The organism is Streptosporangium jomthongense (genome assembly GCF_042650425.1).
In the GTDB taxonomy this organism is placed as follows: Bacteria; Actinomycetota; Actinomycetes; order Streptosporangiales; family Streptosporangiaceae; genus Streptosporangium.
Genome location: NZ_JBHSBC010000058.1, coordinates 1 through 25,194, shown reverse-complemented (window position 1 = coordinate 25,194; position 25,194 = coordinate 1). Strand labels below are relative to the sequence as shown.

The following is a 25,194-nucleotide window of genomic DNA, read 5'->3' as shown; positions in this document are numbered from 1 at the left end:
AGCCAGAACGAGGGGCAGAACATGATGGAACGCATCGTCGAGGCCAACGGAATCCGTCTGTGGTGCGAGACGTTCGGCGACTCGGCCGACCCCGCACTGTTGCTCGTGATGGGGCTCGGCGCCCGAGGTGCCACCTGGCCCGACGAGCTCTGCCGCCTTCTCCAGGAGGGAGGCCGGTACGTCATCCGCTATGACAACCGGGACACCGGGCTGTCCGGCCGCGTGGATTACGAGGCCAACCCGTACACCATGGTCGACCTCGCCCAGGACGCCGTCGGTCTGCTCGACGGCTTGGGCATCGCCACGGCGGATGTGGTCGGCGCCTCGATGGGCGGCATGATCGCCCAGGAGATCGCGCTCGAACACGCTGACCGGCTGCGCAGCCTGACCGTCATCATGTCGAGCGCCGAGCCCCTCGACCCCGCGACCAACACCTTCCGGGGCACGGTACGCGATCCACGGCTGGCCGCCTGGGACGCCGAACAGATCGCCAATCCGCCCAGCACCCGGGAGGAGCACGTCGAGTCGCACCTCAAACTGGCACGCATTCTCGCCGGACAGCTGACGCCGTTCGACGAGGCGGCCACGCGCGTGATCATCGAGCGGGAGATCGAGAACGCCACCGATGCGGGCCACGCCTCGAAGAACCACATCCTCGCGGCCTTCGCCTCCCGCGACCGTTCCGGGCTTGTCGGCTCGATCACCGCTCCGACTCTGGTGATTCACGGCTCGGACGATCCCATGGCGCCCTTCGCTCACGGCCAGGCACTGGCGGCGGCGATTCCCGGCAGCGAATTCCTGCCCATCGAGGGAATGGGGCACGGGTTCCCGCCACCGGTGATTCCCCGGATCTCCGCCGCGATCCTCCGGCACACCGGGCGATAGCCGACAACCGTCGATCGCGGGGAGCCGCCCGCGTACGGCAGGTCGTGCATTCTCGACGTTCCACGCCCGCACTGCCCGGTAGTTCGAGTTCGCCAGGCACTCGCCCGATCTGATCACGGAAGCCCAGCGGTTGCCGGGCGCGCTCCTGGAGCGCGGCGGGGAGCCCCTCGACTGGTGGCGTCGCACACATGGGAGGCAGCGGGGCCGCCTCGTGGGTTCGCGGGGCCTGGCGCCCGGGTGCGGCCGGCTGGGCCGGCGCACGTTCGGAGGCGGGGAAACCGCAGTTCGCCAACGAGCGGGAACCCGTTGACGCCGGGTTCCGTTCCACATCTCCCTGACCCCCGATCCGTGTTCGCCGTCGCCCTGCGCGCGAATCCGCAGGGGCTTGCCTCTGATAGTCGATACCGTATAGTCGGTTCCTACTATTAGAGATCGGTGATGAAGATGACGAAGCGGAAGATCTCCAACACCCTGGCGCTGGCCGTGCTGGGCCTGCTCCAGGAACAGCCAATGCACCCGTACGAGATGGCGGCCACCCTGCGGGAGCGGCACAAGGACAGCAGCTTCAAGGTCAACTCCGGGTCCCTGTACGACACGGTCGAGGCGTTGGTCCGGCATGACTGGATCGAGCCGGTGGAGACGGCGCGCGATGGCAGGCGGCCGGAGCGAACCGTGTACGCGACAACCGAGCTGGGCCAGAGCGAATTCGTGCGCTGGATCGACGAGCTTCTGCGTATGCCCGTCGCGGAATACCCGAAGTTCATGGCCGCGGTGTCCTACCTCGGCGCTCTCGGTCCGGACAGGGCGGCGGAGGCACTGGCCGAACGGGCGGGGCATCTGGCCCAACGGATCGAGGAGACGAACACGGTGCTGGCCGACACGGTCGGCTCCGGTAAGGTCCCCCGCTTGTTCATGATCGAAACCGAGTGCGCACTGCACGCCTGGGAGGCCGAACTGGCCTGGACGCGGCGGACCATCGCCGAGATCCGCGACGGCAGCCTGTTCTGGCCCAAGGTCGAACAAACCGAACAGGGATGGACCTGGTCCGCCCCCACGTCCCCGGAAGGAACCACCCGATGACCGAGGTGCTGATCGTCGGAGCCGGCCCGGCCGGACTGTTACTCGCGAGCGAACTCCGGCTCGCCGGCGTCGACACGGTCGTCGTCGAACGCCACGCGCAACGGCCGGACTTCTGCCGGGGCTTCAACCTCAACGCCCGCGCCCTGGACCTGCTGGCGCGGCGCGGCCTCGCCGAGAGGCTCATCGGCGAGGGCTGGCAAGTGCCGCACGCCGCGTTCTCCGGCCTGCCGGTGACACTCGCCCTCCCCGGCACGCACACCGACCACCCGTACTCGCTGGGCATCCCGCAGACCCGGGTCGAGGAGATATTAGAGGCGCACGCCCTCGACCTGGGAGCCGACATCCGGCGCGGACACGAACTGCGCGTGCTGGAACAGGATTCCGAATCCGTCACCGCCACCGTCACCACCGGCGACCGCGAGTACCGCGTCCGGGCCGCGTACCTGGTCGGCTGCGACGGCGGCCGCAGCACCGTCCGCAAACAGGCCGGCATCGACTTCCCCGGTACCGCGGCGACCCGCTTCTTCCTGCTCGGCGACGTCGAGCTCGCCGACCCCGAGGCATTGCCGTTCGGCGCGACCACCGGCCCTGACGGATCCGTGTTCGTCATCCCCCGCCCCGGCTACGTCAGGATCATCACCTCCGACCGGCAACCACCTGCGGACAAAGACACCCCGGTCACCCTGGACCTGCTCCAAACCGCCGTGGACGACGCGCTCGGCCGCCATGTCGGGCTACGCGCCGCACGCTGGCTGACCCGGTTCGGCAACGCGGCCCGGCAGGCGTCCGAGTACGTCCGAGGCAGGGTCATCCTGGCCGGAGACGCCGCACACATCCACCCGCCGGCCGGGGCGATCGGCGTCAACGTCGCCCTGGACGACGCGTTCAACCTCGGCTGGAAACTCGCCGCCACCGTGCGCGGCACCGCTCCGACGCACCTGCTCGCCAGCTACCACGCCGAACGCCACACCGCCGGTGCGCACGTGCTGGCCAACACGCGAGCCCAGGTGCTGCTCGGCGACGCCGACGACCGGCTCGCTCCGATCACCGACCTCCTCACCCGCCTCGCCCGCCACCCTGCGGGCAACCGCGCTCTCACCGAGACCATCACCGGGCTGGACACCCGCTACGAGATGCGCCCCGACTCCGGCCATCCCTGGCTGGGCCGCCTGGCGCCCGACCTCGCCCTGACCACAGGCGACGGCCGTACACGCCTGGCCGAGTTGCTCACCTCGGGACGCGGCGCGCTGCTCGACCTGACCGGAGCGGGCACCATCCGCGATTCGGCCGCAGGATGGGCAGACCGAGTGGACATCGTCACCGCGACCTGCCCCGACCATCCCGAACTCGCGGCCGTCCTCCTGCGGCCGGACGGGCACACCGCCTGGCTGCGCGCCGCCGGTCACGACCACGCCGACGGGCTCCACCAGGCACTGCAACACTGGCACGGCCCGGCCGCGCAATCGGGTCGTTGTCGGTGATGACGCTCTTGCCACAGAGCACCCCCTCGGGGAGGCCATACCGTACGCTACGGTGCGATGTGGCCTTCGTCGTTGAGGCGCGGCGTCGACCAGGCGGTGTCTGGAACATGATGTCGCTGTAGCACTCCGAAAGCGCCTTGGTCTCAAGTCATGCGTGGCTTCGACGCGGCGCGGGAGGCCTTTCGTCATTCTTTCCGGGGTATGAGGCGGAAGATGCGGATTTCCCGGCCTGATCTTTCGGCGTAGGCCGCATAACCCGACCAATGGCGCGTCATGAGACCCCAGGCGTGAGAGCGCGCTTGCTCGTCTATGACGGGCTCGGCGTCGACCGTGAAAGACCGGCCCTTCATCAGTACCGTTGCCGTGGGGTGAGCCATCAGGTTGGCTGACCAGGACGGATGGTTCCGCTGCCCGAAATTGGTGCCGACGATGATCAGCGCATCTTGGTCCCGGACGTAGACCAGCGGGCTGGAACGGGCCCTGCCGCTACGGCGTCCGACCGTCGTCAGAACAAGGGAGTTGTCGACCCGTCCGATCAGCGCCCAGCGTCCTTTGCTGACCTTCTGTACCCATCGGTCGATGTTGGCCAGGCGGCGCCAGACCAACGTTGGCCAAGAGAAACCCATCTGACCTACCAAAGAATTCGAGGAGAGGGACACAGCCGTTCGGGAGACCGATGCAAGTCTGCTGTCTCCGCGGGGCCGCTGCCGTTGCCGCTGGAATCGGAGAAGGTGGCGCGCGGGCCGGCTTCAGCCGGTGAACCGGACAATGAGATCACCTCTCAAACAGGAAGAGGACACTTAGGGCGTGTATCGAAAGTGCTGGTCGTCGGCGTGGCGCCGCCTAAAATGACATGCAGTCTTCGCCGGTCGTGCTGGGATCAGTCCCTATGAATGATTACCTTCTCGATATAGCCGACTTGACGGACAAGATGGAGCGGAACCTGGCGGAACACGCCTGCCATCTGCACCGGAGCATGTCCGGTGCGACCGTCACGGAGGCGGGTGACCTCTTGGTCGCGGACAGCGGCCTGGACGACGACACGTTCAACATCGTCGCAGCGGCTCGCTTCACCGCCGGCCACGCCGCGGCCCGCATCTCCGAGACCGTCGGGTCGCTGGCCGGCACCGGCCGCGGTTTCTCCTGGTGGGTGGGACCTGCCTCGACACCGACAGACCTCACCACCCGCCTGACCGCGGCTGGCCTGCCGGTGTCCGAGCGTGAGACGGCGATGTGGGCCGAGCTGGACGACACCCTGCCGATTCCCCATGTCCCGGGCCTGGACATCCGAACGGTGACCACGCCCGAGCAGCTCGACGATTACGCCACGGTCCTCGCCGCAAACTGGAATCCACCCGCTGAAACCGTCCGTGACTTCTTCGCCCGGGCTGCGTCCCAGGCTCTGGACGCTACCTGCCCGGCCCGCTACCTGGTGGGCTACGTGGAGAACCGCCCGGTCTGCTCCGCCGAGGTGTTCCACCACGCCGGAGTCGCCGGCGTCTACAACATCTCCACTTTGGCCGCCCACCGCCGGCGCGGCTACGGCGGAGCCATCACGCTCGCGGCCCTTCACGCTGCCCGCGAGCGAGACCACGGCATCGCGGTCCTGCAGGCGTCTGCCGACGGCGAGCCTGTATACCGCCGCCTGGGGTTCCGCGCCTGCGGTCAGTTCGTCGAACACGCCATCAACCCCTGAACCTCCACAACTCCACGGACATCCTTTGTCGTCCTGATCGAGCTGGTCACAGCCATTCATTGATAGCCCCTACGAGGACAGTGGCCTCGTAGCGGCCCGCAAGCTTGTCGTATCTCGTGGCCACGGCCCGATTCCTTTTCAGGCGGTTGATGCCGCACTCGACGGCATGCCGAGCCTCGTAGTCCTCGGCGTTGAATCCGGGCGGCCTGCCACCGAGGGAACCGAGCTTCTTGCGGTTGCGTGTCTGGTCGGCCTTGTCCGGAATGGTGCAGCGGATGCCGCGGCGGCGCAGGTAGCCCCGGTTCATGCGGGAGGCGTACGCCTTGTCCGCACGGACCCGGTTGGGGCGGACACGCGGCCGACCCGGCCCGAGGTGGGGCACACCTACCCGCTCCAACACGGGCTCGAACTGCGGCGAATCGCCGCGCTGCCCTGCCGTGATCACAATCGACATGGGCTTCTGTCCCTGCTCGACCGCCAGGTGCAACTTGGTGGTGAATCCGCCGCGCGACCTGCCCAGCCCGTGATCTCCGGGCTCGGTGAACACACCGCCAGGCGGTTCCTTCTGCAGGTCACCCCGTTTATGGACCCCGGCTGCATGCCGGTGAGCGCGGCAGACTGTGGAGTCGACACTCAGGTCCCAGACGATCGCTCCTCTCGCGTCGGCCAGGGACTGAAGCCGAGTGAGGATCTGCTGCCAGGTGCCGTTCCGCTGCCACCGACGGAACAAGTCGTAGACCCGGCTCCACGGTCCGTACTCGACGGGCACGTCCCTCCACGGCACACCGGTCCGCACACGGAACCGTATGCCGTCGATCAACTGCCGGCGCGACCAGACATGGGGCCGTCCCACTCTCGCGCCCTTCGGCAGCAACGGTTCCAGCACTGCCCACTGCTCGTCCGTGAGATCTCCTCCTCCCATGAACGGTGATCATTCACAGCTCAAGATCCGTTTCGATACACGTCCTAGCACTCTTAACGCAATGAGCTGGGGCGGCGCCAGCGGATCAGAGCACAACCGAGGCTGAGGAAGGCCTCGTGGATGTCAGCGCGGGTGCTGTACGTCTTCTTCACGCCGTCGCCGGAGGAGGTGGCCTGGGCCGAACAGTGCACCGGCAGCTCCGAGTCGTGCTTAGCGCTGGTGCCGGCGTTGAAGTGCTTTCAGAAGATGGCGCGCTTCCCGTCCCCGGACGAGATCCCCGACGTGGTGATCGACCACGACCGGCGCTGCCTGGAGTTGGCCAAGAACATCTTGCCGGACCACGGGTCCTCCCCGAGCGCGAAGGCGCATCGCAAGCTGGTGCGCCAGCGTCAGGGTGTGAAGTACGACGCGGGCCAGGCCTGGGCGATCGCCGCGACGGCGGTCCGGAAGGCGGCCCACGCCAAGAACAACCCGGCGGATCTGATCAACGTGGCGATCGAGGAGTTACTCCGGCTCCGGCTGGAACTGCTCGGGTACACGACGCTGGAGGACCTGGCCACCAGCATCCGCGCCGAGGTGAACGCCACCATCTTCGCCACGATCCTGCAGCGGTCGGGCCCGAACAGAGGGTCTGCTCGTCGTCGGTCCGGACGGCAAGTCGACGTTCAACCGGCATGGTGACGATGCCCGAGGCATCGCCCATGTGGGACTGCTCCATCGCGTCTCCTGCCAGGTCGGACCGCTTACCACGCCCCGAAGGGTCAGCTGTTCGGTTCCCGTGTTCCGTTGAGGGCCTTGCGGAGCAGGGTGGCCAGTTGGGCTTGTTCGCGGGCGCTGAGGTTGGCGGTGGCGGACCGGGCGAATTCGAAGGACTCCTCGAAGGCGGCGTAGAGGGCGGCTCCATCGGAGGTCCGGACGATCTGCCGGGAGCGGCCGTCGCCGGGGTGAGGTCGACGGTGGACGAGATCGCGAGCCTCGAGCCTGCTGATGATCTGGGTGATATTGGACGCGTCGCAGTTGAGTTCGTCGGCCAGTTCCCGCATCCCGATCTGCCGGGTGAGCCGCCCGAGCACACAGGCCTGCGCCACGCTCAGCCCGTGCTCCAGAGCGGCGGTTTCGTATGCGCGGTCGTAGGCATCGACGAAGTCGAACATCGCCCGTTCGGCATCGGTCGACGCGGCGACGGGCCCCGAAGGTGCAGCCATGGAGCCGATTCTACCAAGAACTTGATGGACTCAAGTATATGTGCCAAGGTAGATACTTAATTGGGTCAAGTATCTACGGGGGCATTCTGATGACGGTCACCAGCAAGGGACGGGCCCGGGAGTGGCACCTGGCGCGACGGCCGCAAGGGCAGGTGTCGGCCGACGACTTCGCGCTGGTCGAAACCGAGATTCCCGAATTGCGGCCCGGTCAGGTCCTGGTTCGTAACACGCACTTGTCGGTGGACCCGTACATGCGTGGCCGGATGGACGACCGCCCGTCCTACATCCCGCCATTCCCGCTGAGGGCGCCACTGGAGGGAGGAGCGATCGGCGTGGTCGTCGAGTCCCGTGCGGACGGTGTCAAGCCGGGCCAGGTGGTTGAGCACTTCCTGGGCCTGCGCGAGGCCACCGTGATCGATGCGGCCGGGGTCGTACCCATCGACACCGACGATCTGCCCGCCGAAACCTATCTCGGCGTGCTCGGCGCGACGGGCCTGACCGCATGGCTGGGCATCACCCAAGTGGCGTCGGTGCGACCCGGCGACACGGTGTTCGTCACGGGAGCGGCCGGGGCAGTCGGGAGCATCGCCGGTCAGATCGCCCGGCTGCGGGGAGCCAAGCAGGTGATCGGCAGCGCGGGATCGTCCGCCAAGGTGCGCCATCTGGTCGATGACCTCGGTTTCGACACCGCCTTCGACTACAACGACGGTGCGGCTGGTGAGCACCTTGCACAGGCCGCCCCGGACGGCATCGACGTGGTCTTCGACAACGTTGGCGGCGCCCAGTTGGAGGCCGCGATCGACCATCTCCGGGTCGGTGCCCGGCTGGCCCTGTGCGGGATGGCCAGCCAGTACGACGGCCGGAAGCCATACGGCCTGCGGAACCTCTACCAGTTGGTCACCAAGCGGGTGACCGCGCGCGGCTTCCTGGTCACCGACCACCAGGACCAGATGCCCGCCTTCCGCGCCGAGGTGGGTTCCCGGGTACGCTCGGGCGAGATCGTCCACCGGCAGACGGTGGTGGACGGCATCGAACGGATGCCCGAAGCCCTGCTGGGCCTGCTGCGCAGTGGGGCGCCCACGATCGGTAAGGCCGTCGTCCGGCTCCAGGAGCAGGCATGATCCGCACGGTGCTGGTGACTGGAGCCCGAGGCAAGACAGGACGCGAGGTGGCCGCCCGGCTGCGCCGTTTCGGGATCCTCGTCCACGCGGGGTCGTCGCAGCCCGCCAGGACGTCAGACACCAGAACCGATCCGGTCCGTTTCGACTGGCACAACCGGGCGACCTGGCGCGAGGCGGCCGCGGCCGTGGACGCGATCTACCTGATGCGCCCCGACTATCCCACCGCCCCCGAACTCGTCGCCGATCTGGTCGAGGTGAACCCGGACGCGCATGTCGTCCTGCTGTCCGAGCAGGGAGCCGAAACCCTCTCGCCGGACCACTGGGCGCGCCGGGTTGAGGACGCGGTCGTCACTCGGGCCGCTTCCTGGACCCTGCTCCGTCCGTCCTGGTTCCACCAGGTCCTGACCGACTCTCGGTTCTACCGCGACGCCATCCGGGACGACCGTGTCCTGAGCCTGCCCTCGGGCGGCGCCCCGATCGCGTGGGTGGACGCACGCGACATCGCCGACGTCGCTGTGGCCGCGCTCCGCGCGCCGGAGGATCACCACGGCCGAGCGCACACGATCACCGGTCCGGACCCGGTTCCCGTCGCGAACGTCGCGCAGGAGCTCTCCGCGCGTCTCGGCCACCGGATCCGCGCCGAGGACCCGTCCCCGCGGGAAACCCTCGACGGCCTCGACCCCTGGATGGCGGACATCCTCGACGACCTCTACCACCGCGTCCGACACGGCGGTTTCAGCCGGCTCTCCCCGGCCGTGAAGCAGATCACCGGGCACGAGCCCATATCAATAGGCGAGTTCATCAACGCCCACCTCGACCAATGGAGGAGAAGCCCGACGTCGGCCCCGTAGCGGCCCACCGGCCGGGCCGGTGATCCGTCAGGGTGCCGGGCCTGCGCGAGCTCGAACAAGCCCAAGGGCCCGGCGCGGATCTATGGGCATGGTTCCTCAGCTCGTGGGCGATGAACGCCAGTGCAGGCCAGCCGCCGTACACGCCGGTAAGGCGTAGGTGACTCCGGTCAGGCGTTCGGACAGTTGCCACAGGTGTGTGGCCGTATCGGTGTCGCGGATGGCGCGTTCGCGGGTGCGGCGTACGGGCTCGCCGCGCAGTTGCAGTGGCCCGTCGGGAACGATGTAGCTGCCGCCGGACAGGTCCGGTACCGTCGCCGCGTACAGTGAGGTCTTCGCCCCTTCCGGCGTCGGGCGGAAGGCCGCGCGCACCACCAGGCGCGTGAGGGTCGCGTACAGTCGTCCTCTGTCGCTGTTGGCGCCGCCGGTGAGCACGTTGGTGCGGGTGAGCCCGGGGGCGACGGCCATGCTGCGCAGCCGCAGCCCGGCGGCGTCGGCCCGGCGCTGCATCTCCATGGCGAAGTAGAGGTTGGCCCGCTTGGACTGCACGTAGGCGAACGCCGTGCGATATCTGCGCTCGGCGTTGAGGTTGCGCAGGTCGAAGCGGGCGAAGCGCTGGCCTTCGCTGCTGACGGTTATCACCCGCGGGTCGGGCGCGGCGAGCAGGTGCGGCAGCAGTAGGCCGGTCAGGGCGAAGGCGCCCAGATGGTTGACGCCGAACTGCGACTCGAACCCGTCGGCGGTCCGGGCGTACGGCACCATCGCCACCCCGGCGTTATTCACCAGCAGATCGAGCCGTCCACGGTCCCACCCGGCGGCGAACTCACGGATGGAGGCCAGGCTGCCCAGGTCCACCCGGCGCAGTTCCAGGCGGGCGCCAGGCACCTCGCCTTGCATGCGGGTCAGCGCGAGCCGGCCCCGTTCGGGGTCGCGGCAGGCCAGGACGACCTGCGCGCCGTGGCGGGCCAGTTCGCGGGCGGTGATGTAGCCGATACCGCTGTTGGCTCCGGTCAACACCACGACACGACCGGTCTGGTCGGGGATGTCGTTGAAGGTCCAGGCGGGAGGGCTGTGCATGATGTGCCACCTCAGAGGAATGGGACCAACACATCGCAAATTTGAGTTGCGATAAATTGATCCTGTCATTCACCTTCGAATATCGCAACTTGGAGTTGCAATGCGGTCTGGTCAACCCCCTGCCCGGCCGGTCGGCCGCGGCGCCAAAGTACGCGTCGCCGTCCACGCCGCCACCCTCGCCGAGCTCGTCGACAAGGGCTACGCCGCGTTGACCGTCGAGAACGTCGCCCAGCGCGCCGGGGTCCACAAGACGACGGTGTACCGCCGGTGGAAAGATCGCGAGAGCCTGCTCATCGACGCTCTGGCCGAACACATGGCGACGGACATCCCCGTGCCCGACACCGGCGCGATCGAGACCGACCTGCGGGCGCTGGCGCGCTCGATCGTCCAGGCGTTCACCAGCCCGGCCGGGCAGGCCATCCTGGCCGCCATGTTCACGGGGGCGGCCCACCTTCCGGAGATCGCCGCAGCCCGCCGGCAGGTGTTCGACGACCGGCTGGCCAGGGCTGAGCCGGTGCTGAGGCGTGCCATCGAGCGCGGCCAGCTTCCCGGGGACACCGATCCCGCCGAGGTGCTGAAGACCCTGGCCGCGCCGATCTACCTGCGCCTGCTCATCACCGCCGAACCCGTCGACGAGACGATCGCCGACCAGGCGGTGCGCGTCACGCTCGCCGCCGTGCACGCGGGCGCCCTACGGCCGGGGCGCGACGATGAGCCGGTCGGCGAATGAGGACGCCGGTCTGGTGCGGTTGCGGCCACTGCCCGTCTCCCTCGGCGCCGGCAGACCTTCGGCAGCACCCTTCGGCAAGGCCTTGATGAACCTGCCTCCACTCGCAGCCGAGCTCGGCCTGATCACCGTCGCAGACCATCAGCGACCGGCCCTTGTTGAGCTTGTCGTACACCGTGGCCGCAAACGAGGCAGGAGCGGGGTGATGGGCGTTCGCGGTGATCACGGTGGAGGTACCCGTCGGCAACGGCACCGGCCACCTCACCTCGGACTTCAACAAGGTCAAGCCCAACGGCGGGTACGGCCCGCGGTCGGGCGCTCCATCGTCGGTGAGCGTCCAGCGACAGGGCTCCAACGCCTTCCAGGCCACCGCCACTGACGGCACAACACGTTTCGCCCCCAGCGCCGGGCCGGCCGTGCCGAAGGTGGCCGAGAAGGGTCGCCGGGGTCCTGGCGTCCGTCGCCGTACCCACTGATCAACTGAGTGGCGACTGGCCGGAACTGTGGGAGTCCGGGCCATCGCGGAGCACTGACGGGCAAAGAAACCCCAGGTCACTACCGCCAATTCCCACACCCAGCCTTCTCGGGGGCCTACCCGTTTCCCCGGCACCCAGCGTTGGACGGCCGCCCACCCGCCCTTGCGCGCTCGCGTTCCCAGCTACTCGGTGTTGCTGAATAGCGGTACTCGGTGCTACTTTGTACCGGTAGTCAGTGACACCGAGTAGTCGAAGGGGGTCCATGGACAAGCAGATGACGGAGATGCTCAAAGGCACACTTGAGGGCTGCGTGCTAGAGATCATCGGTGGCGAGGAGGCCTACGGGTACGCCATCACGCGCCGGCTGAACGAACTCGGCTTCGCCGACGTCGTCGAGGGGACGGTGTACACCATCCTGCTGCGGTTGGAGCGGAACGAGCTCGTCCAGGTGACGAAACGGCCCTCCGAGGTCGGTCCGCCGCGCAAGTTCTACACGCTCAACGACGCCGGACGCGAGGAACTCGCGAAGTTCTGGGCGAGATGGCAATACGTCTCATCACGTATCAACAGCCTCAAGGAGGGCCGGAGATGAACTTCTGGGAGACCGTCACAGGCAGCGATCTCACCCGGGAATGGAAGGCGTTCGAAGCCCGGGCCAAGGCCCTGCCGGACGACCACCGGGCGGCGTGGGAGCAGATCAAAGGGCAGCTGTTCCCCTACGGAAGCTTCACGAGCCGCAACCTGACACCGATCTTCGACGCCGCGCTGGGGCTGCTGGAGGAGACGGCTGCGGACGGGCAGAGTGCCCAGGAGGTGCTCGGCGACGACATCGCAGGCTTCTGCGCGGCGCTGACCGGCGGGGAAGAGGCCCGCACCTATCGCGACCGGTGGCGCGAGCAGTTGAACAGGAACGTCGCAAGAAAACTGAGCCGGCTGGGAGGCTGACGTGGGAATCCAAGACATCATCGAGGGCAAGAAGCAGTGGCGGGCGCACACGGCACGCGTCAAGGCGCTCCCGCCCGACTACCAGATCGTCTACAAGGAGATGCAGAAGTACCTGTTCAAAGTCGGGCCGGTCGATCTGCCCGACGGGCCCCTGCTCCCCGGGATCGTCGACTTCTTCGAGGAAGGCGCCGCCGCGGGCAAGGGGGTCCTGGAGCTCATCGGCAGTGACGTCGCCGCGTTCTGCGACGACCTGATCAAGGGCTCTCCCACCTACGCGGAGATCTACCAGGAATCCATCAGCGGGGAGGCCGGCGCGACCGAGAAGTAGTCCGCTCGCCCAGTGTCGGCGGAGTTCTCCGGCCGATGAACCGCCCCCTGACCACCGCACCGGCAGTCCTTTTTGCCACTACGCGCGCCAAGCCGCGCCAGTCCTCCCGCCGAAGTCATCACGGACGTTCACGCCGATCGCCGGCAGCCGCCCGCTCGCGCCTCCCACGAATGGCCGACCCACCACTAAGCAGCCGGAACGCCAAGATCCTAACGATCAGCGATCAAGCCCCCGGCCCGTTTCTGCCGTATTTCGGGGGCGCCCCAGGCCGGGCACCAGAGAGAAGGGTCCCGGCCTTGCCGGGACAGCCCGTGCGCCGCCCGTACGGTGACGGTCCCCGATCTGACTCCCGCGCCCCGGTACCGCCCGCGGGGCAGGAGAGCGCCGACTCGACCAACGTCATTCGGTGACAGGACGGCGTTTCCTCCCCTCCGGGCTGAAGATGAAAGTGTCTCTGAACCGTCCTCTCCCGTGGCGGACGGCGAGGAGGACGGGCTCACTGTGGAGCGGCGGCCAGGTCGACACGGCGTCCGAGTCGGTCCCGTTCCAGAGATGGAAGAAGATCATCGGTTCGTTCACCTGCTCGGTCAGGTAACCCAGAGTCTTCCCGTAGAAGGGGTTGCTGCCGCCGAAGAGCACCGAAGGCGGGCCAAAGGTCTCCACTACCTCGCTGAACAGGCGGTCTTGTCCAACCCAGGTGCGTGATTCCTGACGTACGGACTCATGTTCCTCGGCCGTGAGCACCCGGTCCGCTCGCAGCCATCCGTGAACGTGGGCGAACTCCGCGTAGACCGAGGCCGGGCCGTGTTCTTCACTGTTCGGTAGCAGGGTCCTGAACGCCCCCGTCACACCGATCGAGGTGAAGGCACCTCGAGACTCCATCGCCCGGCGCTCCTGCTCCCAGGCATCGTCTTGGTTCTCGGCGTAGGCGAGGTGGTCGAGCAGTAGCAGCAGAGCCGTCTCCCCGCCGAACATCCCGGGACGGCGAAGCGCCGAATTGAGCCGGTCAGTCAGGTAGTCGCGAATCTCGGCGGCGGAACGTGGCCCGGAGGGAGCGATCATCACGCCATCTTCACCTAAGCCTTGACGCGCTTCCGAGGCGGTCGCCGGGCTCACGAGCCTGCTCGTGCCCGGCGTCAGCGATCGCTGAGCCGCGTTCCTTGATCCTTCTCGGTGGCGACGGCGGAGGCGGAAAGGAGCGTCGCGGCGGCGAGGCCGCCCCAGAGGGCGGCCGAGCCTCGGGTGGCGAGAGCGGTGATGACCGCCGGAGAGACCGCGAGGCCGAAGCCCGTGGAGAGCTGGAAACGGGCGAGGGCCCGTCCCAGGAGATGGGCCGGAGCGAGAGCGGTGACGAGCGCGGTGGCGCTACCGGCATAGATGATCTCGCCGATGGTGCAGACCACGGACACCGTGGCGACCGCCGGGGCGCCCCAGCCGCTTCCCAGTGAGGTGGCCGCGAGAAAGCCGAGGTAGGACGCGGCGAGCACCACACCGGCGAGAGCCAGTACGGTCCGGCGGGAGAAGCGGGACATCAGGACGGTGACCGGAACCTGCAGGCTGACCACCAGCACCGTGTTCGCCACGAAGATGGCCGCCGACCACACCGGGGACGCGTGCAGCTGCGTCACCAGGATCAGGGGGAGTGCGATTTCGGGGACGTTGAGGCAGAAGACGTAGATCACGTTGGCGGCCAGCAGCGCGCGCATCCGAGGCGCGGGCTCACCGGCCCCGTCCGCGGCCGGAGGGGTGGCCGGATACGTGCGCAGGTGAACCGACCATGCCAGGGCGGCCGCGGCGAGATAGGCGAGCCCGGTGACGGCTGCCAGCGCCTGCAGTGCGGCGGTGCCGCCCGCCAGGCATGCGGTGGCGAGGAGGGCGCCCACGCCCAGGCCGGCGTTACGCAGGGCGCGGCCTCCCGCGAGAGCGGCGTCACGTTCGCGGCCGTGGGCGACCGTGGCCACGAGGGCCGCGTGGGCGGCCGGCCATGCCTGGTTGCCGATGCCGAGGAAGAGCGCCGCCGTCGCGAACAGCCAGACGTGCCCCGCCGGGGCGGCCAGCAGTAACACCACGCCCAGCACCCGCACCAGCATCGACGCCGCCACGACCGTGCTGCGGGCGCCCCGGTCAAGCCACCGGCCGACCACGGGCATGCACACCAGGCCCACGACGACACCGGCCGTCATGGCGATTCCGGTGACCGGCGCGGACAGCCTCAGCACCGTCACCCCGTAGAGCAGCAGAAAGGGCCGTAGCAAGCCGGTGCCGAGCGCGTCCACGACCAGGGCGACGGCATAGCGGGGGCCTCCGGAGGCACGGACGAGGGCGCGCGGCTGAAACTCGGTGGTGGTTGCCATGGCGTCAACGATGTGCTCGGCCGCCGGGCGGGCTACGTCGGTTGACGAACACCGTCAACCGACGCGGTCGTCGGCCGTCCGACCAGCGATGATGAGGAGATGACGTTGAGGATCGACATCGGCGGCCTGCCGTCCGGGCGGCTGCGGTTCGCTGTCTCACCGCTGGCCGAGCTGACCGCGATGCTGCACGTGCTGGCCGAACCCGGGCACCACCCGCAACTCGCCGGCTGGGCCGGGGACGTCTGGGCCGGGCTGCGGCCGGAGCTGGCCGAGCGGCTCAGGGAGGCGGAGTTCCTCTGGCGATCCTCACGAGCCGACTTTCTGGTTCCCGCCTGTCCCCGGCCCACCCTCGCCGAGGAACTGGACGATGTGGACCAGATCGACGATGAAACCTATGTCACCGCCGCGCTCATCACCACGTGCGGCAGCAACCGGGTCCACTTCTCCGCACCGTCGCCGCTCGCCGACGCGACGGCGCGCGAGCGGGCCCTCAACCTGGCCCAGGCCCGCGGCGCGACCCAGGAGGCCTTCGCGGAACGGCTGCTCGCGGACCCGGCCGCCGTGCGGGCGCGGGTGCGCCACACCCTCGAACAGTGCGCCGAAGCCTTCTTCGACGCCACCTGGACGAGCGTCGCCGTACAGCTCGCCACCGACCTGCGCCTGAAGAACGACCTGCTGAAGCGCCAGGGCATCGGGGCGGCGCTCGCATCGGTCTCCGGCGCCGTGACCCTGACACCGGACGGCGACTGCATCATCGTGGACAAACTGCAGGACAACGCGACCGCCGCCCACGGCACCGGGGTCACCTTCCTCCCCAGCGTCTTCGGCCGCCCGCACCTGGTGGTGGTCCACACGCCCGGGTGGCAGCCGGTGGTGCAGTACCCCGTGGCCGAGGCGAGTCCGTCGGAGCCGGTGTCGCTGGAAACGGTGACGCTCCGGCTGGAGGCACTCGCGCATCCGGTACGGCTGCGGCTGCTGCGCACTCTCGCCCGCGGTCCGCACACCACCGGTGAGCTGGCCCACGCCTGGGAACTCTCACCCCCGGAGGTTTCCCGCCACCTCGCTGTCCTGCGCCGCGCGGGTCTGCTCACGGCCCGGCGACACGGTCGTTACGTCCGTTACACCGTCAACCTGCCCGATCTGACGGCGCTGGGCGCCGATCTGCTGACGGCCGTACTGCGCTGAGCCGACGCCTCGTAGGCCGTGGAGCGGCCGATCTTGAGGGTGCGGGCGGCCTCGGTGATCGAGACGCCGTCGTCGACCGGACGGCGCAGGCGGGGCGCCGCTCAGTGACCGCCACCGGCGGCGTGCTCCCGGCGGTCGAGGTCGGCCTGCATCTGGGCGAGCCACTCCCTGCCCCTTCTGCGCCCGTCGGGGAGCTGGTCGTCGCGGTCCCAACGCCAGGAGACCGCGAGGGCGAGGCTGAGGATCCGGCAGTCGGCGAGCAGCCCGGAGTCGGCGCCTGGGTAGTGCGCGGCGACGTCCTCCGGGGCATGCGCGAGGTCGAACTCGACGGGTCCGCGGCAGGCGGTCTCCAGGTCGATGAAGAGCAGCCCGTCCGCGGTGGCGAGCAGGTTGCCGGGGTGCGGCTCGCCGTGCAGGAGCTGTTGCCGCGTGCCGCGGTCCAGGATCGCGCGGCTGATTCCGTGGAGGGTGCCGGTCAGCAGGGCGCGTTCCGCGGCGCCGAGGTCCGGGCTGGCGGCAGGGTCCTCGACCACCCGGAGCGCGTCGGCGACGCGGTCGGTGAAGTGTGGTGCGGCGAAGTCGACGCGGCGCAGGCCGGCGTGCAGCCGGGCCAGGGCGTCGGCGTAGGCGGCGGGCGGGTGCTTCTCGGGTGCGGCGGTGGGCTCGTGGTAGGTCCAGAGGGTGACGGCGAAGCCGTCGCGGACATGGACGCGGGGCTCGGCCCTCGGATCGAGCCCCGCCACCGGGCTGCCGGTCCCGGCGAGGCGCCGGGCGATCTCGACCTCGGAGTCGAGGCGGTGCGCGAGGGGCGCGACCCGGGCGAGCACACCGCTGGGCCGCAGCAGGACGACGATCCGGTTCGAGTTGTGCAGCACAGCGGCGTCGTCGGCGCCCAGACCGTACTGGGCGGCCGTGTCGACGGCCGCGGCCACCGCCCGCGGGATCTCGGTGTCCTTCACGTGTTCGGTGCCTCTCCCTGCTGGAGTCGATGTATGCGGCGCAGGCCCTTGGCCCGCCCTGGCTTCCCCGCCCGGACAGCGGCCCGGCGTAGCCGTACCGCGATCACGCCGATCCTGCCGTGGAAGACCTTTCCCGCTGGCGCAGGACGGGATTCTTGCGGGCTGCGCACGCCCTTGATGCCGCGCCGGTAGGGCTCCTCCACAGCGTAGGCGAGGAAAGGGGAGACCCTTGAGGATCCGATCGTGGTGGGCGGCAGCCCCCAGAGCGGGGTTGGGTCGCCGTCCCTCCCATCCTGCCCTGCCCGACCCGCGACATCGTTGAGCGCCAGCGAGTGCTTGGCCGACTTCGGATCCGTGTCGGTGCGCGGCCACGTCACTCCGCCCTTCCTCAGGGCTCGGCACAGGAAGCGGACCTCTACGCGAAGGCGACGATGGCGTAGCGCTCGTCTTGGACGGACCGCCCCCACAAAGCGGGATCGAGGAGTGGCTCGACGCTCAAGGTCTTCACCAGCGGGCGCAGAGCCCGCACAAGCTGCTCGGCCTCGACTCCGCCCATCCACGGCATCGCCCCGGATCCGACCTCGTAGGACTGGTCTTCTCCCGGCTCGCTGCTCGCCCATCGCCCCTCGATGAGCACCAACCGCCCGCCAGGGCGCAGCAGGCCGATCCAGCGGCGCAACGCCTGATCAGGGGCGGGCAAGGTCCACAGCAGGTGACGAGAGAGGATCACGTCGAAGGACATCCCAGCCCGCGCGGGTGGGTTGCTCGCGTCGCCCACCGTCATCAGCGCGTCGAAGCCGGCCGCAGTGAGCTTGCGCCGGGCCTGCTCGACCATCAGCGGAGCCAGATCCACTCCGACCGGCCGGTGCCCCTGCTCAGCGAGCACCAAGGACAACGAGCCGGTGCCGCACCCCAAATCCAGGACATCGGCAGGCGACGGAGGCATCCACGAGCGCAGACGTCCCGCCCACGCGGCCCTGACGTGAGGATCGCGAAGACCGTGATCGGCCTCCTCGTCGAAGGAGGCAGCGAAGGCATCCCAGAAAGACGCGATCGAAGCACTGTTTTCTGGCATCGGTCGATCATGTCATCGAGCACCGACAAGAACGCGGGCCAGGCCGAACGTCGGTTCGGAGAGGGCTCGGGAGCGGCCCCTCCCGATCAGGGGCCGGTCACCTGCCGCCGACGCCTGAAACTCCTCACGCGGATTAGCGGAGGCACACGGAACAGCGCATGTGGATCATGCTGTGCACCGTCGGAGTGCGGCATCCGCGGCACGCGCGGGTAGACGCGGATGGCGTGAACGGGTTCCGAGCGCGAGGCTCCCGTCACGGTGATGTCGCATGTGTCCGATGGCCGTTGGTGTCCTGCCCAGAAGTGCCTTGGGCGGGGTCACTCATGGCTGTGCGCGCCAGGCTCGCGCCTTTGACAGGGCACGGGCCTGGCTTTGCTCAAGGTCCTGGCCGGGAGTCCAGCTCGGCGCTCACCCGTCGGCGCCGGGATGGAAGTCGTCCTTCATCGGGGGACCCTGCCGCTGTGGGGCCGGTGGCCGTCACCCATCGGGCGAGGGCCGCGACGACGTGGGCGGATTCGGAAACGGCTCGCGTGACCGTCACCGGATTGTTCAGCGTGGGAGCCGCCATCCGATGGCGGCGTCGCTCGCCCGTTACAGGCCGATCCAGCTGTTGGCCGAGCAGGCGCTGCGGGTGACCCACCGATGCGAGGAGATCTGACGAGCCATGGGGCCCTTGGTGTTGCCGTTGGAGTCGACGAACCTGAACTTGCTCAGGTCGGACTCCCAGTCGCCCACACCCAGGCATCGGTACCCGGCGGCGTAGTCGTAGTTCTCGTAGTCGTACAGGGCGACGACCTCGTACTTCCCAGGTATGCCGGTGTTGAGGACGGACATGGCGTTGTTGCCGGCACTGTCGCGGAACCCACCCGAGTTGTCGGCCCAGTTGGGGTCGTCACCCGAGTCGTAGCCGATTTCGCCCCCGTAGCAGAAGGTGTCCGCGTAGGCGTTGATATCGCCGTCCTGCCCGTAGATTTTCTTCATCGTGAGGCAGTGCGACTCCATGGCGGTACCGGCCGCCGAGGAGGGGGAGGACACGGGAACTACGGAGACCGCCAGACCCACGGCTACAGCCGCGAGACGGATCTTGCGCATGGTTCTCTCCTTCGTGAGCCCTGGTTGAAGGGCGATCCGCGACCTTGCGCCGCGGAGGTCAGGGGGTGGAGTGGTTGATCTCTTTCGCACGCTCAAGCGCCTCGCGCAGCAGCCGGGCATGGGTCCGGAGACCGGCCGCGTTGGGGCCCTCCACCTTGGGCCGGTACTCGGCTTGCAGCGCACGCAAGGTCGAGGTGAGCGAGGTGGCGCGTGCGCAGGTGGCCTCCGCCACCGCCAGCTTCACCTCGACGGCATGAGCCTGGGCGGGAGCCAGCCCTTTGGTCAGGCCGGGAAGAGCCGCCCGGATCTCCATTGGCGTGGTGTAGGTGTGGCCTTTCCCGCGCATGCATCGCGACCATGAGGACAGGGCCGTGGTGAAGCGCGCGTCCTTGGTGATCGCCCGCATGTACAGCGGCGCGATGTTGGAGGCGAGCGCGTCCAGGGGAAACCATCGCTCACGGTCGCCGTAGAGCTTTTCGTTGCTCGACAGCTGACACCCACCGAGGGCGTTGTTGATCGTTCCTCCGTCGGGCAGGTGCGCGGCGAGCACTTTGACGTCGTCGCCGCCGCCCATGGCGAGGGTGTACCGGGCTCGACGGGCCGCGGGCAGGCTGTCGCGGTAGGCGAGGTTGGGGTCGTCTCGCTTTTCCCGCATGACCTCCTGCTGATCGAGCCCCCCGTACCCGTGCTCACGCGCCCAGCCCGGATCGTCCAGGACGAGGCCGAACCCCCGCGACGGCTCCCACATCTTCGGCACCCAGTACCAGAAGCCCTGCTCACGCATGCAGTCGCGGATGAGCAGGAGTTCCGCGCGTTTCAGGACCACGTAGTCGGTCTGGGTGAGCGGAGCGGGCGGCGCGCTGGGGCCGGTGGCGCAACCGGCGAGCGACCCCAGGATCAGAGCGTGGCCTGCGATCACCGCTACGGCCCGTCCACGCCCCGTGAAGAGCATTCTCCTGCCCCGTTCTGCTCGGAATCCATGTCGATGCGGTACCTGCCGTCGCTCCTCTGGTGAGAAGCCCTGCCCTGTGACCGCTGGAGACGGTCCCGGGTGGCGGCAGGCAGGGCTCAGTCTGGGCGGCTGGTGAATTGTCTGAAATCCCGATTCGCCACCGAAACAAAACATGGTCACCTCGACGGCACTGGCACTATGCCCGTTTTGTCACATTTGGGAGGATGTGAAAGCCGTCCGGGACTCCATGGTTCCGGTCGGCCCGATGAGCCGGCCCGGACCGCGTGAGGCGATCACCGAACCGGCGGCGGTCGCCGGGCTGACCGTCACCGGCATCGAGAGGACGGCGGGCGATCCCGGTCTCCGCGGGACCTCGCTCACACGCGAAAGGCACCGAGGACAGAGCGGGGCGCTCCCGTTCCCCTCGCCGCCCGGCGCCGCGGAGAAGGGCTTGCGAGTACGGTCCTCGATATGACGCTTCTTCCGGATCTTCAGGGATGGATCGACCGGGCCGCCGAGCGGCATGGAGTACCGGGAGCCGCGGTGGCCGTCGGGATGGGGGATCAGCTGGCCGAGGCGGCCACCGGAGTGGTCAATCTGGACACCGGGGTTGAGGCCACCGTCGACAGCCTGTTCCAGATCGGGTCGGTCACCAAGGCCTGGACAGGCGCCCTGGTGATGCAGCTCGCCGGGGAAGGGCTGGTCGACCTCGATGAGCCGGTCCGAAGGTACCTTCCCGAGTTCGGGGTGCTGGACGCCGCCGCCTCGGAGAGCATCACCGTGCGGCAACTGCTGTCGCACACCGGTGGGTTCGACGGGGACCTGTTCGAGGACACCGGACGCGGGGACGACGCGGTTGCCAAGTTCGTCGCGTTCATGCGTGGCAACGCCCGGCAGGTCAGCGGGCCGGGGGAGCTGTTCTCGTACTGCAACGCCGGTTACTGCGCCCTCGGCGCCCTCGTCGCCAAGCTGCGCGGGCGCACGTGGGAGGCCGCCATGCGGGAGCTGCTGATCGATCCTCTCGGAGCGCGGCACATGGCGCTCTACGCCGAGGAGGCGATCATGTTCCGGGCCGCGGTCGGGCACGTCGGCGAGCCGCTGCGGGTGTCACCCCGGCGGCAGCTGCCGCAGTCGAACGCACCGGCCGGGTCCACGCCGAGCGCCGCGCCGCGCGACCTCGTACGGTTCGGGCGGATGCTGCTGGCCGACGGCGTGGCGGCCGACGGGACACGGGTACTGCCCCCGGGAACCTTCGCCGAGATGCGCAGGCCACAGGTCACACTGCCGCGGCTGGGAGAGCGGTACCCGGCCGCCTGGGGCCTCGGGCTGATGCTCTTCGACTGGGACGGCGAGGCCGTGGTCGGCCACGACGGCAGCACCCCGGGGCAGTCAGCGATCTGGCGCATCGTGCCCGGCCGAGGCCTGGTGCTCGCCGTCCACGCGAACGGCGGCCACACCTCGGCCTTCATCGACGAGGTGCTGGCGGAGATCCTCTCGGCCACCGCCGGGATCCGCCTGCCGTCGCGGGTGCTGCCGCCGGACACCCCGGTGCCGTTCCTGCCGGAGGCCTGCACCGGCAGGTACTCCGCGCCGTCGGTCACCTACGAGGTGAGGGCCGATGCCGACGGGCTGGAGATCACCGACATCCCGCACGGCCTCGCGGCGCAGTTCGGGGAGAGCGGCACGACCGCCCGCTACGTCCACGCCGGCGACAACCGCTTCGTCGGCGTCGAGCCGGACCGAGGGCTGCACCCGTTGATCTCCTTCCTCCAGGACGGGCGCTTCCTCTACAACCTGCGCGCCGTGCCACGGGTCACGAGTTAGAGCTCGGATCGTCCCTGCGGGGCCGGCGGCGCCGTCGCCGGCCTGGGTCACGGGCGGCCCTCGTACGGCGGCCACGGCTGTCAGCGCCTCCCGATGGAGAACCGGGGGATCCGGCGGTTCCAGGGCATCGCCTGCTCCAGCTGGTGCGCGATGCGCAACAGCAGGTCCTCACGGCCGTAGGGCGCGATGATCTGCACCCCGATCGGCAGCCCGTCGTCGCTCTGACCGAGCGGCAGGCTGATCGCAGGCTGTCCGGAGACGTTGAAGACCATGGTGAACGGGCCGTAGTCGAAGATCGATCGCAGCCAGCTCGTCAGGGTGTGGTCGGGGTCGTCGTAGCGAAGGGTGCCGTGACGGGCTGGAAGCCCGCCCAACGTGGGCGTGACGAGCAGGTCGTGTTCGGTGAAGAAGGCGCCCACCGATCGGGTCACCCGGTTCTGCGCGCCGAAGGCGGCCATCATGTCCAGCGCGCTGTAATCCTTCGCGACTTCCAGAAGCCGTCTGGAGACGGCTTCCATCTTGGCCGGGTCAGGGCTGCGCGGGGCCAGGAGCAGCGTGGAGGCGATCGCCACGGATGTCGCCGTCGCGCAGTGCAGGACGTCGTCCCAGTCGAGGGCCGGGCGGGCGTCGGTGACGGCGTGTCCCATCTCCTCCAGTGTCCGGCCGACCAGGAGCGTCGCCGTCGCCACCTGGGGATCCACCCGGGCCCCCGACCAGGCGGCCGTGGTCACCGCCACCCGCAGCGGCCCCGGTTCCGCTCCCAGGACGTCGGCGTACCGGCCCCGTGGCGGTGGCGCGGTGTACTTGTCGCCGACGCCGGGCCCCTGAACGGCGTCCAGCAGGTGAGCGGCGTCGCGGACGGTCCGGGTCAGCCCGAACTCGTAGACCATCCCGAGCATCGCCTCTCCCATGTCGGGTCCGCACGGGACACGGCCTCTGCTCGGTTTGAGGCCGACGAGGCCGCAGCAGGCGGCCGGGATCCTGATGGACCCCGCTCCGTCACCGCCGTGGGCCACGGGTACGGCACCGGCCGCGACCAGGGCCGCCGCGCCACCGCTCGAACCGCCGACGCCCCGCTCCAGGTTCCACGGATTGCGCGTCGGCCCGTACCTGACGGACTCCGTGGCGAAGCTGATCGCCATCTCCGGCACGGTGGTCAGGCCCAGGGTGACCAGGCCCGCGGCCCGGAAACGGGTCATCAGGTCGCTGTCGTGCCGGGCGACGACGCCCCGCAGGGCCCGGCTCCCCATGGAGAACGGGATTCCCCGAGCCACCGGCCCGTGGTCCTTGATGAGAAACGGGACCCCGGCGAGGGGCCCGGCCCCGTCACGTTCGAGCGCCGGGGTGAACAGCGGCAGCGCCAGGCCGTTCACCTGGTCGTTCGCCACGGACAGGGCCTCGCGCGCCGCGGTTTCCACCTCTTCGGCGGTGACCTCTCCCGCCCCGATCAGTTTCCGGAGCCCGATCGCGTCGTACCGCGCGTACTCGTGAAGTTCCATAAGACTCAGTCCCTCTTGGCGTCCTGGACGCCCACATCGATCACAGGAGGGTTCCGTGTCGCCGGAACCCTCATCGCTCACATGGGTCGGCGGCGCGCCCGGCGAACCGAACGGCTGCGACGACGGGCAGCGCCGACGGGGTGGCGGCCTCAACCGGGCCGTCACCTGTCGGTGATCGAGGTGTTTCTACGCTCGGGACATCAAGGGAGAGCCTCGCAGAGCCCGGCTTTCGGCATCAACTGAAATATCCCGACTCCGCAGGCGTCGGCCCGCGGGTTGGCGCCGTGTGTCCGGGCCCGCCGCCGGACCCGGTCACACGGCCAAAGCCTCCTCATCCCGGTCCGCGGCCTGTCCCACGGCCCGGGCGCTGAGCATCGGCTACGCGCCGGTGGCCAAGGCGGGCGCACCGGCGTTCGCTCTGGCCGCGAAGGGTCAGTTCGGAGCAGACGCGAGAGTCACGCCCAAGCCGATGAACAGGGTCCCGGTCGCGGCGTCGAGACGGCGGCGCACCACCTGCCGGTCGCGCAGCCAGCCGCCGATCCGCCCCGCCAGCACGCCGACCGTCGCGTCGGCCAGGAACTCCAAGATGATCAGGATCGCACCCAGGATGGCGAACTGCAGCCAGACGGGCCCCGCCCCGGGGTCGATGAACTGGGGCAGAAAAGCGACCATGAAGGTGAACGTCTGCGGGTTGGCCATGGAGGACACCACACCGTTGAGGAAGGCACGCCGACCGGTCATGCCGCTGCCGGTCCCGCCGGCCCGGCCCTTCCTGAGGTTGCGGAGCATCTGGACGCCGAGGTAGACCAGGTACGCGGCGCCGCCGAGCCGCAGCGCCGTGAACACGACGGGAAGCGTCGTCAGCAGCACGGAGAGTCCGGCCGCCGCCGCGGCGATGTACAACGCGTCCCCCGTGACCACGCCGAGCGTGGCCAGCAGCCCGGCGCGGGCGCCACCCCGCACACCGCAGCCCAGGACGAACAACATGTCCGGGCCCGGGGTGATCAGAGCGACGACGGTGGTCACCGTGAACACGGCGAGCAGGTGTGAATCAATCGGCATTCAGATCATCCTGTCATTCCGGTCAAACACCTTGAGCATGTGTGGATCGCGGCGGACGTCATGTTGTGCGCGACCTGGCCGTCCGTAACCGGGAAAACCTGCGGTGCGTACAGCTGGGCGCTGGCGCGTAGGGGAGGGCACGGACTGTTCGTGGCGGTCAGCGGCCGATCCGTCCCGTACATGCCGGACATCCGGCGTATGAACGGCCGGGGGCACGGCGCCGCGTTCGCCGAGGAAGGTCCTGAACACCTCCGCGGGCAACGGCGCGGCGGATCGTCCGGGTGCGACCGAAGGCGCTGCGCGCCGCGGGAGGCCGTGGTGGTGGCCGACGCCGAAAGCTCCGAGCACCCGGCCTAATACTACAACAACATTTCGTTGTTGATTAAGTGTCGTCGCTGGTA

General features: G+C 69.1%; 27 protein-coding genes. 14 read left to right on the top strand and 13 right to left on the bottom strand.

All coding sequences use genetic code 11. From position 1 onward, the window contains the following. The first annotated feature begins 21 nt into the window (after positions 1-21). The 3 genes from ACFOYY_RS40860 (at position 22) to ACFOYY_RS40850 (ending at position 3,446) form a co-directional block, all read left to right on the top strand. Complete coding sequence (locus tag ACFOYY_RS40860; protein ID WP_386196854.1) at positions 22-885, top strand: alpha/beta fold hydrolase; 864 nt, start codon at positions 22-24, stop codon at positions 883-885. Positions 886-1,329: 444 nt separating this feature from the next. Next, a complete protein-coding gene (locus ACFOYY_RS40855) occupies positions 1,330-1,965 on the top strand; it encodes a PadR family transcriptional regulator (protein WP_386196852.1) in 636 nt (211 codons plus the stop codon). Next, positions 1,962-3,446, top strand: coding sequence for an FAD-dependent monooxygenase (locus ACFOYY_RS40850; protein ID WP_362784934.1), 1,485 nt, complete (start codon positions 1,962-1,964; stop codon positions 3,444-3,446). The genes ACFOYY_RS40855 and ACFOYY_RS40850 overlap by 4 nt, the downstream gene beginning before the upstream one ends. A 185-nt stretch (positions 3,447-3,631) precedes the next feature. Here the strand turns inward: ACFOYY_RS40850 and ACFOYY_RS40845 are convergent, their stop codons facing one another. Further along, positions 3,632-4,072: a nitroreductase family deazaflavin-dependent oxidoreductase gene (locus ACFOYY_RS40845; protein WP_386196850.1), complete on the bottom strand. Its 441-nt coding sequence runs from the start codon at positions 4,070-4,072 to the stop codon at positions 3,632-3,634. A gap of 263 nt (positions 4,073-4,335) precedes the next feature. On the opposite strand from ACFOYY_RS40845, the gene ACFOYY_RS40840 reads away from it, so the two are divergent. Beyond that, positions 4,336-5,142, top strand: coding sequence for a GNAT family N-acetyltransferase (locus ACFOYY_RS40840; RefSeq protein WP_386196848.1), 807 nt, complete (start codon positions 4,336-4,338; stop codon positions 5,140-5,142). 46 nt (positions 5,143-5,188) lie between these two features. On the opposite strand, the gene ACFOYY_RS40835 is transcribed toward ACFOYY_RS40840, so the two are convergent. After that, entirely contained in the window at positions 5,189-6,064 is an 876-nt protein-coding gene (locus ACFOYY_RS40835) for an IS5 family transposase (protein WP_386196846.1), read from the bottom strand. 120 nt (positions 6,065-6,184) lie between these two features. On the opposite strand from ACFOYY_RS40835, the gene ACFOYY_RS40830 reads away from it, so the two are divergent. Next, on the top strand, positions 6,185-6,745 hold the full coding sequence (locus tag ACFOYY_RS40830) for a DUF4158 domain-containing protein (RefSeq protein ID WP_386196844.1): 561 nt from the start codon (positions 6,185-6,187) through the stop codon (positions 6,743-6,745). Between the two features lie 80 nt (positions 6,746-6,825). Here the strand turns inward: ACFOYY_RS40830 and ACFOYY_RS40825 are convergent, their stop codons facing one another. Beyond that, positions 6,826-7,269 carry a MarR family winged helix-turn-helix transcriptional regulator gene (locus ACFOYY_RS40825; protein ID WP_386196842.1) on the bottom strand — a complete coding sequence of 148 codons (444 nt, stop codon included), beginning with the start codon at positions 7,267-7,269 and terminating at the stop codon, positions 6,826-6,828. Between the two features lie 89 nt (positions 7,270-7,358). On the opposite strand from ACFOYY_RS40825, the gene ACFOYY_RS40820 reads away from it, so the two are divergent. Further along, a complete protein-coding gene (locus ACFOYY_RS40820; protein WP_386196840.1) occupies positions 7,359-8,390 on the top strand; it encodes an NADP-dependent oxidoreductase in 1,032 nt (343 codons plus the stop codon). Beyond that, positions 8,387-9,241, top strand: coding sequence for an NAD-dependent epimerase/dehydratase family protein (locus ACFOYY_RS40815; RefSeq protein WP_386196838.1), 855 nt, complete (start codon positions 8,387-8,389; stop codon positions 9,239-9,241). Before ACFOYY_RS40820 ends, ACFOYY_RS40815 begins: the two co-directional genes overlap by 4 nt. A gap of 96 nt (positions 9,242-9,337) precedes the next feature. Here the strand turns inward: ACFOYY_RS40815 and ACFOYY_RS40810 are convergent, their stop codons facing one another. Further along, positions 9,338-10,315 carry an oxidoreductase gene (locus ACFOYY_RS40810; RefSeq protein ID WP_386196835.1) on the bottom strand — a complete coding sequence of 326 codons (978 nt, stop codon included), beginning with the start codon at positions 10,313-10,315 and terminating at the stop codon, positions 9,338-9,340. A gap of 100 nt (positions 10,316-10,415) precedes the next feature. Here ACFOYY_RS40810 and ACFOYY_RS40805 point away from each other — a divergent pair, with 100 nt between their 5' ends. From ACFOYY_RS40805 to ACFOYY_RS40785, 5 genes are all read left to right on the top strand, one after another. Then, the gene (locus ACFOYY_RS40805; RefSeq protein ID WP_386196833.1) at positions 10,416-11,045 is read left to right on the top strand and encodes a TetR/AcrR family transcriptional regulator; all 630 of its coding nucleotides are present in this window, start codon (positions 10,416-10,418) and stop codon (positions 11,043-11,045) included. 215 nt (positions 11,046-11,260) lie between these two features. Continuing rightward, positions 11,261-11,518 carry a hypothetical protein gene (locus tag ACFOYY_RS40800; RefSeq protein WP_386196831.1) on the top strand — a complete coding sequence of 86 codons (258 nt, stop codon included), beginning with the start codon at positions 11,261-11,263 and terminating at the stop codon, positions 11,516-11,518. 262 nt (positions 11,519-11,780) lie between these two features. Next, positions 11,781-12,110, top strand: a complete 330-nt coding sequence (locus ACFOYY_RS40795) for a PadR family transcriptional regulator (RefSeq protein WP_352012203.1) — start codon at positions 11,781-11,783, stop codon at positions 12,108-12,110. After that, complete coding sequence (locus ACFOYY_RS40790) at positions 12,107-12,463, top strand: DUF1048 domain-containing protein (protein ID WP_386196829.1); 357 nt, start codon at positions 12,107-12,109, stop codon at positions 12,461-12,463. Before ACFOYY_RS40795 ends, ACFOYY_RS40790 begins: the two co-directional genes overlap by 4 nt. 1 nt (position 12,464) lies before the next feature. Continuing rightward, positions 12,465-12,791, top strand: a complete 327-nt coding sequence (locus ACFOYY_RS40785) for a DUF1048 domain-containing protein (RefSeq protein WP_352012205.1) — start codon at positions 12,465-12,467, stop codon at positions 12,789-12,791. Positions 12,792-13,190: 399 nt separating this feature from the next. On the opposite strand, the gene ACFOYY_RS40780 is transcribed toward ACFOYY_RS40785, so the two are convergent. After that, the gene (locus tag ACFOYY_RS40780; RefSeq protein WP_352012206.1) at positions 13,191-13,907 is read right to left on the bottom strand and encodes a hypothetical protein; all 717 of its coding nucleotides are present in this window, start codon (positions 13,905-13,907) and stop codon (positions 13,191-13,193) included. Between the two features lie 20 nt (positions 13,908-13,927). Continuing rightward, positions 13,928-15,145 (bottom strand): MFS transporter, encoded by a 1,218-nt coding sequence (locus ACFOYY_RS40775; protein WP_386196826.1) that lies wholly within the window; start codon positions 15,143-15,145, stop codon positions 13,928-13,930. A 99-nt stretch (positions 15,146-15,244) separates the two neighbouring features. Between ACFOYY_RS40775 and ACFOYY_RS40770 the strand changes: the two genes are divergently transcribed. After that, complete coding sequence (locus ACFOYY_RS40770; protein WP_386196824.1) at positions 15,245-16,330, top strand: DUF5937 family protein; 1,086 nt, start codon at positions 15,245-15,247, stop codon at positions 16,328-16,330. Positions 16,331-16,431: 101 nt separating this feature from the next. Here ACFOYY_RS40770 and ACFOYY_RS40765 read toward each other — a convergent pair whose 3' ends face one another. The 5 genes from ACFOYY_RS40765 to ACFOYY_RS40745 all read right to left on the bottom strand — a co-directional run bounded on the left by ACFOYY_RS40765 (position 16,432) and on the right by ACFOYY_RS40745 (position 20,408). After that, on the bottom strand, positions 16,432-17,289 hold the full coding sequence (locus tag ACFOYY_RS40765; RefSeq protein WP_386196822.1) for a phosphotransferase: 858 nt from the start codon (positions 17,287-17,289) through the stop codon (positions 16,432-16,434). Then, on the bottom strand, positions 17,286-17,666 hold the full coding sequence (locus tag ACFOYY_RS40760) for a hypothetical protein (protein WP_386196820.1): 381 nt from the start codon (positions 17,664-17,666) through the stop codon (positions 17,286-17,288). The genes ACFOYY_RS40765 and ACFOYY_RS40760 overlap by 4 nt, the downstream gene beginning before the upstream one ends. Before the next feature lie 38 nt (positions 17,667-17,704). Then, positions 17,705-18,364, bottom strand: a complete 660-nt coding sequence (locus ACFOYY_RS40755; RefSeq protein ID WP_386196819.1) for a class I SAM-dependent methyltransferase — start codon at positions 18,362-18,364, stop codon at positions 17,705-17,707. Positions 18,365-18,955: 591 nt separating this feature from the next. Beyond that, positions 18,956-19,456: a hypothetical protein gene (locus tag ACFOYY_RS40750; protein ID WP_352012210.1), complete on the bottom strand. Its 501-nt coding sequence runs from the start codon at positions 19,454-19,456 to the stop codon at positions 18,956-18,958. Positions 19,457-19,514: 58 nt separating this feature from the next. Then, entirely contained in the window at positions 19,515-20,408 is an 894-nt protein-coding gene (locus ACFOYY_RS40745) for a hypothetical protein (RefSeq protein WP_386196816.1), read from the bottom strand. Positions 20,409-20,879: 471 nt separating this feature from the next. Here ACFOYY_RS40745 and ACFOYY_RS40740 point away from each other — a divergent pair, with 471 nt between their 5' ends. Further along, complete coding sequence (locus tag ACFOYY_RS40740) at positions 20,880-22,232, top strand: serine hydrolase domain-containing protein (protein WP_362784905.1); 1,353 nt, start codon at positions 20,880-20,882, stop codon at positions 22,230-22,232. Between the two features lie 80 nt (positions 22,233-22,312). Here the strand turns inward: ACFOYY_RS40740 and ACFOYY_RS40735 are convergent, their stop codons facing one another. Continuing rightward, positions 22,313-23,731 (bottom strand): amidase, encoded by a 1,419-nt coding sequence (locus ACFOYY_RS40735; RefSeq protein WP_386196814.1) that lies wholly within the window; start codon positions 23,729-23,731, stop codon positions 22,313-22,315. Between the two features lie 432 nt (positions 23,732-24,163). After that, complete coding sequence (locus ACFOYY_RS40730; RefSeq protein ID WP_386196812.1) at positions 24,164-24,793, bottom strand: LysE family translocator; 630 nt, start codon at positions 24,791-24,793, stop codon at positions 24,164-24,166. Between the last annotated feature and the right edge of the window lie 401 nt (positions 24,794-25,194).